Source organism: Pseudoalteromonas sp. GW168-MNA-CIBAN-0100 (genome assembly GCF_040309225.1).
GTDB lineage: Bacteria > Pseudomonadota > Gammaproteobacteria > Enterobacterales > Alteromonadaceae > Pseudoalteromonas > Pseudoalteromonas arctica.
On record NZ_JBEOOL010000010.1, the window covers coordinates 49172 to 61584 of the forward strand.

The following is a 12413-nucleotide window of genomic DNA, read 5'->3' on the forward strand; positions in this document are numbered from 1 at the left end:
AATATTAGTAAGAGTTTATGCCCATTTGCTTGCCATTTTTTCACGATTAAGCGCAAGCCACTGCATACAAATAACCGTTGCCGCATTATCCATTTCACCGTTATTGAGGCGCATTAGCGCATCATCAACTGATAGAATGTGAGTTTTTATATCCTCCCCTTCAGTTTCAAGACCATATACACCTGATTTCACTTGGCTTAAGTCAGTACGCGCTAAATACAAATGCAAGCGCTCAGTTGTACCACCAGGGCTTGATAGGTATGAAAGCATAAATTCAAGTTCAGTTAATTCAAGCCCAGCTTCTTCATACGCTTCTTTTTTTACAACTGATTCGTAATCCGTACTGCCGTCTGTCATTCCGGCTATACACTCTAGCAGCCAAGGCGAATGCTTGCTTTTAATAGCGCCAATACGTATTTGCTCAATTAAAAGAACAGTATCTGATATTGGATCGTAAGGGAGTACTGCAATTGCATCGCCACGTTCTAATATTTCTCGACTAATTACTTTAGATTTTCCACCCGCAAAAAGAGCATGTTCAAACTGGTATAAATCAACCTGAAAAAAACCTTTATAAAGGTTTTTTATTGGCTTTAAATTCACATCTTTATGTGTAAATTGAACGAGCTTTTTATCAACCACGTACATACCTCCTACTTATCTAAAGCTTTAAAATGCGTTAATATATTCTGTTACACTTGAACATACTGTTTTACTAATTATTTTTTTTGTTATGCAGTAAAACAGGTTAACATGCTTTTAGTACAAAAATTGTCTAAGGACCGAACCCCACATGAAAAAGAACATTCTTGCGGCGCTAGTTAGTTTATCATGCGCATTAGGTGCAACAGCAGTGAAAGCTGAAGATTTACTACAAGTTTTTGAAATAGCGACAGCTAACGATCCTACTGTTTTAAAAGCAAAAGCCCAAGCCGATGCGCAGTCTTACCAAAGCGATTTGGCGATGAGTGCACTATTACCTCAAATTGGTTTAACTATGGGTTATACAAAAAGCGATGCAACGTCGTACCAAAGCGTTGGCGACTTATCTAACCAAGTAAAAGTTGAAAGTGATACAGACCAATTCTCTCGCGGTGTAAGCTTAAGCCAAACATTATTTGATTTAGGTGCCTGGAATACGTTAGATATTGCCGACAAGCAAGCGCTTCAAGCAAGCGGCCTATACGATGCAGCTAAACAAAACTTAATTGTACGCGTTGCTGAAGGTTATTTTAACGTATTAAGTGCAAGCGATAACCTTGAATTTGTTGAAGCTGAAAAACGTGCAATTGAACGTCAACTTGAGCAAACAAAACAACGTTATGCGGTAGGCTTAACAGCAATTACAGACGTACACGAAGCGCAAGCTCAGTTTGATAACTCTGTAGCTCAAGAAATTATTGCAGGTAATGCTGTAGAAACAGCACGTGAGCAACTTCGTGAGATTACAGGTAAATATCACGAAAAATTAGACTTTTTAAATACAGATACTTTCTCAACAACTAAACCAACTAAGCGCTCAAGCGACTTTGTTAAAGTAGCTGAAGATAAAAATATAAACCTACAAGTGTCTAAAGTAACGGTTGATATTGCAAAAGATCAAATTGAATTAGCAAAAGCGGGTCATTATCCAAAGCTAACCCTTAGTGCTAGTTATGGCGATTCTCTTACAGACAATCAAATAAATGGCGCTAACTTTGATGATCAGCCACGTTCAGACTCAAGCTCTGTAGGGCTTAACTTTAGCGTACCTTTATATTCAGGTGGTGCAACAGTTGCTGCAACAAATCAGGCCCGTGCGTTTTACGTAGGTGCGAGCCAAGACTATGAAACAAATTACCGCGCAGTAACTCGCACAGTGATTACATCTTATAACCAAGTTGTTTCAGACATTGCTACTTACAAAGCGCTAGAGCAAGCCGTTGTTTCAGCTCAAAGTGCCCTTAAAGCAACTGAAGCTGGTTTTGAAGTAGGTACTCGTACCATTGTTGACGTACTAGTAAGTACGCAAAACTTATACGATGCAAAGCGTAACCTTGCTGATGTACGTTACCGTTATGTGTTATCTACCCTTCGCTTAAAACAAGCTGCGGGTACACTAACAAGTGCAGATTTAGTGGCTATAAACCAAGGTTTAAAAGCCGCTTAAATCGCATAATTCATGTAGTTAAAAACATTGGAAGCCAGCTAAATGCTGGCTTTTTGTATTTTACAGCGCTTAGCGTTAAACTATCGTTTTTATTCTCAGAGATATTTTTGTGGTCACCTCATCTCCTTTTAAAGCATCTTTTTTGGGCCCTCGATACTGGTTAACGTGGATTGGCGTTCTATTTTTATATTTAATTTCTTGGTTACCGCAAAAACTACAATTGGCAATGGGTAAACAGCTTGGTCGCTTAGTTCATAAATTTATGAAACGCCGTCGCCATATTGCAGAAGTTAACATTAAATTATGTTTTCCTGATATGAGCGCAGCAGATCAAAAAGACCTTGTGCTCAAAAATATGGAAAACACCGGTATTGCAATGGTTGAGACTGGCATGGCCTGGTGGTGGCCGCAGTGGCGAGCACAAAAAGCATTAGGGTCTTTTAAAGGGCTTGAGCACTTTGAACGCGTGCAAGCGTCTGGTAAAGGTGTTTTATTACTTGTCCCCCATATTCTGCATCTTGAAATGGCTAGCCGTATTATGGGCTTAGAGTGTCAAGGTGTTGGCTTTTATCGCCCTCATAACAATCCATTAATGGAATACTTTACGACTAATGGGCGCCTTCGCTCTAACGAATATTTAATCGGTCGAAAAGATGTAAAAGGTTTACTAAAAGCATTAAAAAATAAAAAGGTATGTTATTACTTACCCGATCAAGATTACGGTCGTAACCGCTGTGAATTTGTCCCATTTTACGCAGTACCTGACGCTGCAACTACAACGGGTACTCTTATGTTTGCAGGCAGTAAAAACTGCGAAACAATGAGTTTAATAACTCGCCGTGATGAAAATGGTAAATATCACTTAGAAATACTGCCAGAGCTTGAAAACTTCCCCAGTGGTGATAATAAGGCTGATGTAACACGTGTAAATCAACGCATGGAACAATCTGTTAATGCTGCACCCGAACAATATATGTGGCTACACCGTCGTTTTAAAACTCGACCTGATAAAAATACCCCTTCTTTTTATAAAAAGTAATGGTATAACAATAATAGGAACAAATAAGGTGGGGAATAATCATGTGGTTTTGGATTAGACATTTATCATTTGCAGCTGTACTAATAGCACTCGCCGTATATTTTTTGTTGAGTGATGGTTCTTTATTTGATATTAAAAAATCTAAAAATGCAGCTGCCGAAGGATTATCACGTTTTTACTCCTCTATTCGTAACCAAGTAAAAAGTAATAAAGAACGAGATCAATTTGTTTTAAAACTTAAAACACCAGAACAAACCTTGGATAGAGTATTGGCTGAACGTGCGCGAACAGTAGATCCAATGCCTACAAATTGGACTGGAGAAGTTGAGCCTAGACGCTTTGAAAATGGCACAACCCTTAAAGATGTACTTAATCAATATGCTAAAAATGAGGGGATTGAGCTTTACTGGTACTTAAGTAAAGATTACGTAGTTAAAGATCATTTTAGAGTAGACAGCAACTTTACTTCAGCACTTTATCAAATTGGTCGTGCTATAAATGACGACTTTGAGCATGAGGTTTACACTTACTTTTGCCACAAACAAAGAGCAGCGGTTATTACCGAGTTACCATCAGAATTTGTGCGAACAAACTGTTTAAAGCTAAAGGTTTAAGGGTTTAAGGGTTTACGCGCACAAAAAACCCAAGCAAGCGCTTGGGTTTTACAATTCAATTCAATTCAATTCAATTCAATTCAATTCAAAAATACTATTCCAAATATTCGTTACGTTAGTAATATCTTGTAAAAAAGCTTCTCGCGAGATCAATTTGCCTTTTTGATCCAAGCTCAACACGTGATAACACGAGCGATAATCAATATACGCTTTGATCAACTGCTGTTTTTGCTCTTTAGTAATACAGCCTATATTTGCTGCATCCGTTAATATTCTTACGTTATCTGAATAAACGGTAAGCTGCTCAAATTCATTAGCGTGTTTAAGTACTAAATATTGCGTAATAAACTCAATATCAGCCATACCACCAACATCTTGTTTTAAGTCAAATTGCTCAGTATTTCCCTTCGCTAGATGGTCGCGCATTTTTTCGCGCATTTTTATTACATCGGCTTTTAACACGGTATCATCTCGCTGCTGGCAAAGTATATTTTTACGAATTTGTGAAAAACGATCTATCAGATCGTTTTGACCTAAAATTAACCGAGCCCGCACAAGTGCTTGATGTTCCCACGTCCATGCTTGAGTTTGCTGATAGTGATTAAAACTCTCTAGATTGATAGCAAGTAAACCTGATGCACCTTCAGGGCGTAATCGAGTATCAAGCTCATACAAAATACCCGATGCAGTACGAGTATTAAATAAATGCATTAAGCGCTGAGCGAGTTTTAAATAAAACTGGCGAGAATCTATCGGTTTTTCACCATTGGTTTGGCTTGAGCCATCATGATTATGCACAAACACCAAATCTAAATCTGAGTCGTACCCTACTTCTAAGCCGCCTGTTTTACCATATGCAATAACAGCAAAGCCTTTGTTTTCATCATCAGTGCCAGGGGGCATACCAAAACGCTTAACGGTGTTATGCCATGCAATATTAACAGCTTGATCAACAATCGCTTCGGCCAGTACGGTTAAGTGATCGCTTACTTTCATTACATCAAGAACACCGGTTGCATCAGCAGCAGCAATTCGTAATTGATGCGTTTGCTTAAATTGCCTAAGCGACTCCATTTGCAGTTCTAAATCGTCATGCTCTATTCGTAAAAAATACTGCCTTATTTCATCTTTATAAGCGGTTAACGGTGTCGGTTTATAAAGAACAGCCGGGTCTATTAGCTCATCCAGCAATATAGGGTAGCGAGAAATATGCTCGCCTATCCATTTGCTATGACAACACAGTAAAACAAGTTGCTTTAATGCACCTTGGTTTTCGTACAGCAATTCTAAATAAGCAGTACGTGAAATTATCTTATTAAAAATTTGGCAAACCATTGTAAAAGCAGCTGCGCTGGCATTAAAGTCATTTAACTGACTCAATAAAACAGGCATTAATTTATCAAGGGTTTCACGCCCTCGGTTACCTATGTTTACCTTAGACAGTCTTAATTTAAAATCGCTAAGGGGTGTTTGCCATTCATCTCTAGCCTCTTTTAAAAAGCTCACATCACCATGATCCCAAGCACTAATAAATGCGCCTTCACAGGTATCTAGTGGCGCGGTTTCTTCACCAATAACGAGAGCAAACTCACCGTTAACTTGCTTCATTACCTTTTCAATAGTGCTTAAAGTGGCAGAAAAATCAGCTTGTTCTAATAATAAATTTAAGCGCTGCTGATTCAATTCATCATCGGGGAGTGTTTGCGTTTGCTGATCGTCAAATATTTGTAAGTACTGCTCAACTTTTCGCAAATAAAGGTAATTGCGTTTAAGCTCGCTTGCTTCTTGCTCATCTATAACTTGGATGAGGGCCAACTCATTTAATGCTTTAAGTAATGATTGAGTTTGTAGGTTAGCCTCTCGCCCACCTCGTACCATTTGCAGGGCTTGCACTATAAATTCAACTTCACGAATGCCACCAGCACCTAGTTTTATATTATTAGTTAAGCGTTTACGGCGAACCTCTTGTGCAATCATTAACTTCATTTTACGCAAAGATTCAATTACCGAAAAATCAATATACCGGCGATAAACAAACGGCTTTAAAAGCTTAATAAATTCATCCCAATATTTATTAGGTGTGCCAATTAGGCGCCCTTTTAACATTGCGTAGCGTTCCCAGTCGCGACCTTGTTCTTGGTAGTAATCTTCAATGGCATTAAAGCTCATAACCAAAGGGCCACTTTCGCCAAACGGGCGTAGGCGCATATCAACCCTAAATACCTGCCCGTCACCGGTGGCTTGGTTAAGTGATGCAATGAGCTTTTGTGCAACTTTGGTATAAAATACTTGGGCCTCAAGGCTTCTGCGGCCACCTTGGGTTTTTGTACTGCGCGGATATGCAAAAATGAGATCAATATCAGAGGAGTAATTTAGCTCTTGTCCGCCGAGCTTCCCCATCCCTAAAACCATTAATGGCATTGCTTGGTTTTGCTCATCAAGCGGCTCACCATTTACTTTTGCCACCTGTGCATGCGCCCATTGGTTAGCACTATTTATTAGCATGTCAGCCAATTGGCTTATGTAATTAATACTATCGGCAATGGGGTTATTACAGCATAAATCTAAAAAGGCGACTTTAAGCCAGTACTTTTCACGATATTGGCGAAGTACTTTATGGCACTGCACTTCATCAATGTCAGCTAAGTTGAGGTTTTTAAAAGGAGAATCTATTACTCTATTTTGTATTTCGTCTTTGCATAATAGCCAAGTATTTAAATCAGGTTGTGATTCTAAACTGCGCCAAGCAAAGTCGCTTAATGCTAATAACCTTACAACTTCACTTTGTTTACTTTGCTGCGGGTATAACTTTTCAAAGCGCATCAAGCCAAGTTTTTGTAATTGAATAGGAAGTTGCTTTACGTTACTCATCAATCCTCTCTTTTATATCATCAATAACCGTACTAGAATGATTAAAACCTAGAAAGGTTAACTTAATTAGGATCACCATGTCATATTTGTCTTTATCTAACACTAGTTTTATTGCGATTGCCATTAGTTTTGCGGTTATTTGCATAACTATTTTTTGTTTACGAGTTGTCACTCAAATTAAAGCAAAACAAGCGCTTAAAGATGAGCTAGCACAACACGACAACTTTGCCATGGGTATTAGTTTTGCATCTGAAATATCAGTTGTTATAGCCACTATGGCTTTCTTATTTGACGAAATAAGCATAAGTACCGCACAGTCAAACCCGTTAAAAGTGTTAATTATTATTATTCTTTTATTCACTTTTATAAAAGTGGGTCATTTAATTCACAGAAAATGGATACTCCACAGGTTTAACGAAGAAGCTGCCATACTAAAACAAAATGTATGTGCTGCATTGGTAGATTCAGGAATGTTAATCGCTAACTGTATTATTGCACTTGGCTTATACACGTGGACGCACACTCAAGGGTTTAGCAACTTACTTATTGCTTGTGTTAGCTTTTTTACGCTTCAGGGAATGTTTGCATTGGATAGTAAAATACGAGAACACCGTTTTGCAAAAGCAAATCAAGGAGCTTCGCTACAAAGTAACTTTAACCTAGAGAATACGTCTATTGGTATAAGGTATGCTGGCAAATCAATAGGTTTATCATTGGCTGTGTATGCTGGTTTATCTAGCGCAGCATTTCAAAACGGTAAAATGGTAGAAAACATATTTACACTCGTTATGCATTGCGGTGTAATGTGGATATTACTCTACAGCTTAACGTATGTGATAAAAATTATCTCTTTACCAAATATTGATACGGCTCTTGAAATAGACCATCAAGACAATATTGGGGTAGCGTGTATAGAGTTTGCTGTTTTTTGTGCTATTGGCTATTTACTTATTAGCATGTTTTCTCTTTAGACCTTTTTACTAAAAATACAGTCATTAAAACGTCTGCATTTAAGTAATAATGGTAATTACTTAAATGCAACAAGGTCCTACCTCTATGCCACTTGAAATAACGAACTACTTGTTAATTGACATAGACAACGAATTTAGCCGCGCATTTGCTGAGTATTACGTAAATAATAATGGCAAAACAAAAGCGAGTACGCTTATTGCTGCAGGCAGTAATACACGCCAGTTAGTAAAAATGATGTTTGACGAACTAATTAAAGACTATAGTTATTGCGACCTTGAAAACGAAATAAGCGTTTCTGAATTAATTAACTATCTAAAAGAGCATCACGATTTACACGGAGTCCTTTTTAATAGTACCGATTACTTACTCGCAAGCGATAAACAACGCTTTATTTATAACTCGTTACATGAACAGCGCTTTTTAATAAGCTTTGATGATACAGGCTATACACTAAGCCTAGTTACTGACGAGACGTTAACGGAACCTTCGCAAAATCACCACGATATAGCGCACACACCACAAGATTTAATAGACCTTGCAGAGCAACTTAATAAAAATAAATAATTGCGCACAGCTCCCAGCTTACTTACCATAGCAGTATATATTTTTACGCTAAGTAGTAAGTGACGCCCTATGCGAGTTCCTCATATTTATCAAACATCGAGTATTGCCCTAAACACCCCTGTAACTTTAGATGACGATGCTGCAGGGCATATTGGCAGAGTGCTGCGCATGAAAGTAGGCGAGCATGTATCTATTTTTAATGGCGAAGGCGGCGAATACCTTAGTGAAATAATTGAGGTAACAAAAAAAACAGTCGTCGTAATGCCATTAGAGCTTAATCCCCATGATGTAGAATCCCCACTTAAAATTCATTTAGGCCAGTGTGTATCCCGTGGTGATAAAATGGATTTTACAATTCAAAAGTCAGTTGAACTGGGAATTACCGAAATTACCCCTATTTTTAGTCAACGCTGTGGCGTGAAACTAATGGGCGATCGTATTGAGAAAAAACACCAACAATGGCAAAAAATTGCAATAGCAGCGGCAGAGCAATCTGGGCGTAATTTTGTGCCAATTATTCATCCCCCTGTAGATTTAAAACAATGGCTTGCACAACAAACCAATGCAATTAAGCTCACTCTTCACCCTCGTGCTGAGCACAGCATTAAAACCATTACGGTACCTAAAGATGGCGTACGCTTTTTAGTCGGCCCAGAAGGCGGCTTTACCGACGATGAAATGGCACTAACTAAACAACTAGAATTTGTGGATATTCGCTTAGGCCCGCGCGTTTTACGAACGGAAACAGCCGCTTTAACGGTCTTAAGTGCATTACAACTTCAATTTGGCGATTTAGCTAATTGAAATAACTAAAAGCACCCTCATATAAACAGTAACATTTATAGTAAGGCAAAGCGCATGGCAATTAAGTTAGGTATTATTTCAGATCCTATTAGTGGATTTAACATCAAAAAAGACACCGGTTTTGCAATGATGATGCAAGCGCAAGAACGCGGCTACGAAATTTATTATATGGAGATGGATGATTTATCTCTTCGTAAAGGTAAGTCGTACGCTACAGCGTCTAAAGCGCAAGTGTTTAATAATGCAGAAAAATGGTACGAGCTTGAAGAAAAAGCCACTATAGCCCTTGCCGACCTTGATGTTATTTTAATGCGAAAAGATCCTCCTTTTGATACCGAATACATTTACGCGACGTATATTTTAGAGCGTGCAGAACAAGAAGGTACGTTAATAATTAACAAGCCACAAAGCCTTCGCGATGCTAACGAAAAGCTATTTACAGCATGGTTTAGCGAACATACGCCAGACACACTTGTTACACGTAGCCAAAAACAAATTCGTGAGTTTTTAGCCGAGCATAAAGACATTATTTTAAAACCCCTTGATGGCATGGGTGGCGCATCTATTTTCCGCCTTAGAGAAGACGATGCCAACATTGGTGTAATTTGTGAAACGCTAACCGAGCACGGCAGCCGCTTTGCTATGGTGCAAAATTACATCCCAGAGATCAAACAAGGCGACAAGCGCGTATTGGTTATTGATGGTGAGGTTATTCCGTATTGTTTAGCGCGAATTCCACAAAATGGTGAAACACGCGGTAATTTAGCTGTTGGCGGTCGAGGCGAAGCGCGTCCACTTAGCGAGTCAGATTTAAAAATAGCGCAAGCGGTTGCACCAACGCTTAAAGAAAAAGGCTTAATATTTGTAGGTTTAGATATTATTGGCGATAAATTAACTGAAATTAACGTAACTGCACCAACGTGCGTGCGCGAAATTGAAGCTGCTTATGATATTTCTATCACGGGTATTTTATTTGATGCCATTGAGCGTAAATTAGGTAAGTAATTACCACAATAAAAAGCCCATTAGTTTAAGCCTTTCATGCAATTAATGGGCTTTTTATGTCTATTTAAATAACTATGCCATACTCAAAGTTCATTAACTAAAAAGGGTGAAATCTATGCAGTCATTAGAAAATCATTTTTTAATCGCGATGCCGTCGATGCAAGACCCTTTTTTTAAACGTGCTGTTACCTATATTTGTGAGCACAATGAAGATGGGGCTATGGGCTTGGTAATAAACCAACCTATTGATGTTACCGTTGGCGAACTTTTAGATAAAATAGAAATTGATAACGACAAAACGCAAAACGCAGCAAAAGTAAGTGTGTTTGCAGGCGGACCCGTTAAAACTGACCGTGGTTTTGTTTTGCACTCTCCTCAATCAGGTTATTCAGCAAGCCAAAAACTCAGTAGCGATATTATGATCACTACCTCAAAAGACGTTTTAGCAAGCTTAACTACCGCACAAGCACCTGAACAATTTATTATTACATTGGGTTATTCAGGATGGGAGCAAGGACAACTCGAACAAGAGTTACTTGATAACAGTTGGTTGATCATAGAAGCCGATCCGAAGATCATTTTTGACACCCCCGTTGAAAAACGATGGGAAAAAGCAGTTTCAATGTTGGGCTTTGATATTAGCCAACTCAGCCCTGAAGCTGGTCACGCATAATAGTAATTTAACCCTTAGCAAACTTAAACAAGATACACATGACAAAAAAATCGCTTAAGCCGCAAGGCGAACGCACTGTAATGGGCTTTGACTTTGGCACCAAAAGTATTGGTATTGCTATTGGGCAAGAGCTAACAGGCAGCGCGTCTAGCCTTAAGGCTGTAAAAGCACAAGATGGCATTCCTAACTGGGACCATATTGCTGTACAAGTAACCGAATGGCAGCCTGACTTAATGGTTGTTGGCTTACCACTAAATATGGATGGAACGTCACAAGAGGTTACCTTTAAAGCAAAAAAGTTTGCCAACAGATTACATAATCATTATGGCATTCCGGTACAAACACAAGACGAGCGTTTAACGACTGCGGATGCTAAAGCGCGACTTTTTGAAAGTGGTGGCTATAAAAACTTAGGCAAAGGTAACGTAGATAATATGTCTGCGGTTATTATTTTAGAAAGTTTTTTTGAGTCTAGTTACGGTGAATAAACAGGCTATATAAATAACCTGTTATATAAATAAAAAGCGCCAATTGACGCTTTTTTTATATTAAGTATTTATATTCATTACTTTTTAAATCATTGATCGCTATTTTTATCGTCAAGGCCATCAATAGTAACGCCTTGTAAAAAGCCCGCACCTTGCTGCTCGTTATTGCGCAGTTTAATCATTAAGCGTAAATCATTTGGCGAATCAGCATGATGCAGTGCATCAGCGTAATTAATTCGCTGCTGTCTATACAGCTCAAATAATGCTTGGTCAAAGGTTTGCATGCCCATTTCTTTCGATTTAGCCATTGCCTCTTTAATACCACCAATATCACCGTTTTTAATCAGTTCAGCAACCATTGGTGAGTTAAGCAATATTTCAATAGCTGCAACACGGCTTTCACCATCAGCAGTCGGTACTAATTGCTGAGCAACAATTGCACGTAAGTTAAGTGCTAAATCGTACTTAAGCTTATCGTGTTTTTCTTTTGGAACTAAATGCATAATACGGTCAATCGCTTGGTTAGCATTATTAGCATGCAGTGTTGCAACACACAGGTGCCCAGTTTCGGCAAAGCTTAGTGCGTATTCCATAGTTTCTTGAGAGCGAATTTCACCAATCAAAATTACATCGGGAGCTTGGCGTAATGAGCTTTTAAGTGCTGACTCAAAGCTTTCGGTATCAAGCCCTACTTCGCGTTGAGTAATAATACTTTTGCGATGCTCATGAACAAATTCAATCGGATCTTCAATAGTCAGTATATGACCACGTTGATGTCGGTTACGGTAACCAATAAGTGCGGCTAGCGAGGTTGATTTACCCGTGCCAGTACCACCGACGAACAAAACAAGGCCACGCTTAGACATAATTACATCGGTAAGAATAGAAGGAAGACCTAGCTCACTCACATCAGGTATTTGCGTAACAATACGGCGAATAACCATACCTGCTTTATCGCGTTGCCAAAAGGCAGAAATACGAAAGCGCCCTTCGTCAGTGGCAATCGCAAAGTTACATTCTTTCGTTGTATGAAACTCTGCTTTTTGCTTTTCGCTCATTGCAGATTCAACTAACTCAAGCGATTGCTCATCTGTAAGCCTATCGTCACTGAGGGCTGTTAGCTCGCCGTTTATTTTTGCACTTACAGGTAGCTGACTCGATACAAATAAGTCAGAGCCTTTTTTCTCAATCATGATGAGTAAAAAGTCGTTTAAAGATAAAGCCATAATAGTTT

General features: G+C 38.8%; 12 protein-coding genes. 9 read left to right on the plus strand and 3 right to left on the minus strand.

What is annotated here, in order from left to right; translation table 11 throughout:
• Window positions 1–15: 15 nt before the first annotated feature.
• Window positions 16–642 (minus strand): NUDIX hydrolase, encoded by a 627-nt coding sequence (locus AAEY62_RS08090; RefSeq protein WP_010553288.1) that lies wholly within the window; start codon window positions 640–642, stop codon window positions 16–18.
• 151 nt (window positions 643–793) lie between these two features.
• Here AAEY62_RS08090 and tolC point away from each other — a divergent pair, with 151 nt between their 5' ends.
• The 3 genes from tolC to AAEY62_RS08105 all read left to right on the plus strand — a co-directional run bounded on the left by tolC (window position 794) and on the right by AAEY62_RS08105 (window position 3802).
• Window positions 794–2149 carry an outer membrane channel protein TolC gene (gene tolC / locus AAEY62_RS08095; protein ID WP_024590686.1) on the plus strand — a complete coding sequence of 452 codons (1356 nt, stop codon included), beginning with the start codon at window positions 794–796 and terminating at the stop codon, window positions 2147–2149.
• A 109-nt stretch (window positions 2150–2258) separates the two neighbouring features.
• Window positions 2259–3188, plus strand: a complete 930-nt coding sequence (gene lpxL / locus AAEY62_RS08100) for an LpxL/LpxP family Kdo(2)-lipid IV(A) lauroyl/palmitoleoyl acyltransferase (RefSeq protein WP_024590685.1) — start codon at window positions 2259–2261, stop codon at window positions 3186–3188.
• Window positions 3189–3229: 41 nt separating this feature from the next.
• On the plus strand, window positions 3230–3802 hold the full coding sequence (locus AAEY62_RS08105) for a toxin co-regulated pilus biosynthesis Q family protein (RefSeq protein WP_024590684.1): 573 nt from the start codon (window positions 3230–3232) through the stop codon (window positions 3800–3802).
• 75 nt (window positions 3803–3877) lie between these two features.
• Here AAEY62_RS08105 and glnE read toward each other — a convergent pair whose 3' ends face one another.
• A complete protein-coding gene (glnE, locus tag AAEY62_RS08110) occupies window positions 3878–6673 on the minus strand; it encodes a bifunctional [glutamate--ammonia ligase]-adenylyl-L-tyrosine phosphorylase/[glutamate--ammonia-ligase] adenylyltransferase (RefSeq protein ID WP_024590683.1) in 2796 nt (931 codons plus the stop codon).
• Window positions 6674–6750: 77 nt separating this feature from the next.
• Between glnE and AAEY62_RS08115 the strand changes: the two genes are divergently transcribed.
• From AAEY62_RS08115 to ruvX, 6 genes are all read left to right on the plus strand, one after another.
• Entirely contained in the window at window positions 6751–7644 is an 894-nt protein-coding gene (locus AAEY62_RS08115) for a DUF350 domain-containing protein (protein WP_024590682.1), read from the plus strand.
• 64 nt (window positions 7645–7708) lie between these two features.
• The gene (locus AAEY62_RS08120) at window positions 7709–8209 is read left to right on the plus strand and encodes a hypothetical protein (RefSeq protein ID WP_081709157.1); all 501 of its coding nucleotides are present in this window, start codon (window positions 7709–7711) and stop codon (window positions 8207–8209) included.
• A 69-nt stretch (window positions 8210–8278) separates the two neighbouring features.
• Window positions 8279–9013, plus strand: a complete 735-nt coding sequence (rsmE, locus tag AAEY62_RS08125) for a 16S rRNA (uracil(1498)-N(3))-methyltransferase (protein WP_350634781.1) — start codon at window positions 8279–8281, stop codon at window positions 9011–9013.
• 54 nt (window positions 9014–9067) lie between these two features.
• Complete coding sequence (gene gshB, locus AAEY62_RS08130; RefSeq protein WP_024590680.1) at window positions 9068–10018, plus strand: glutathione synthase; 951 nt, start codon at window positions 9068–9070, stop codon at window positions 10016–10018.
• 115 nt (window positions 10019–10133) lie between these two features.
• Entirely contained in the window at window positions 10134–10691 is a 558-nt protein-coding gene (locus AAEY62_RS08135) for a YqgE/AlgH family protein (protein WP_007585401.1), read from the plus strand.
• Window positions 10692–10729: 38 nt separating this feature from the next.
• The gene (ruvX, locus tag AAEY62_RS08140) at window positions 10730–11179 is read left to right on the plus strand and encodes a Holliday junction resolvase RuvX (RefSeq protein WP_008170791.1); all 450 of its coding nucleotides are present in this window, start codon (window positions 10730–10732) and stop codon (window positions 11177–11179) included.
• Window positions 11180–11268: 89 nt separating this feature from the next.
• On the opposite strand, the gene AAEY62_RS08145 is transcribed toward ruvX, so the two are convergent.
• The gene (locus tag AAEY62_RS08145) at window positions 11269–12405 is read right to left on the minus strand and encodes a PilT/PilU family type 4a pilus ATPase (protein ID WP_010553294.1); all 1137 of its coding nucleotides are present in this window, start codon (window positions 12403–12405) and stop codon (window positions 11269–11271) included.
• Between the last annotated feature and the right edge of the window lie 8 nt (window positions 12406–12413).

Bases quoted from the DNA above. Each gene is read 5' to 3' on its own strand.
- gshB (WP_024590680.1), top strand. From the start codon at position 9,068: ATGGCAATTAAGTTAGGTATTATTTCAGATCCTATTAGTGGATTTAAC.
- AAEY62_RS08135 (WP_007585401.1), top strand. From the start codon at position 10,134: ATGCAGTCATTAGAAAATCATTTTTTAATCGCGATGCCGTCGATGCAA.
- AAEY62_RS08115 (WP_024590682.1), top strand. From the start codon at position 6,751: ATGTCATATTTGTCTTTATCTAACACTAGTTTTATTGCGATTGCCATT.
- glnE (WP_024590683.1), bottom strand. From the start codon at position 6,673: ATGAGTAACGTAAAGCAACTTCCTATTCAATTACAAAAACTTGGCTTG.
- AAEY62_RS08145 (WP_010553294.1), bottom strand. From the start codon at position 12,405: ATGGCTTTATCTTTAAACGACTTTTTACTCATCATGATTGAGAAAAAA.
- rsmE (WP_350634781.1), top strand. From the start codon at position 8,279: ATGCGAGTTCCTCATATTTATCAAACATCGAGTATTGCCCTAAACACC.
- ruvX (WP_008170791.1), top strand. From the start codon at position 10,730: ATGACAAAAAAATCGCTTAAGCCGCAAGGCGAACGCACTGTAATGGGC.
- AAEY62_RS08105 (WP_024590684.1), top strand. From the start codon at position 3,230: ATGTGGTTTTGGATTAGACATTTATCATTTGCAGCTGTACTAATAGCA.
- tolC (WP_024590686.1), top strand. From the start codon at position 794: ATGAAAAAGAACATTCTTGCGGCGCTAGTTAGTTTATCATGCGCATTA.
- AAEY62_RS08120 (WP_081709157.1), top strand. From the start codon at position 7,709: ATGCAACAAGGTCCTACCTCTATGCCACTTGAAATAACGAACTACTTG.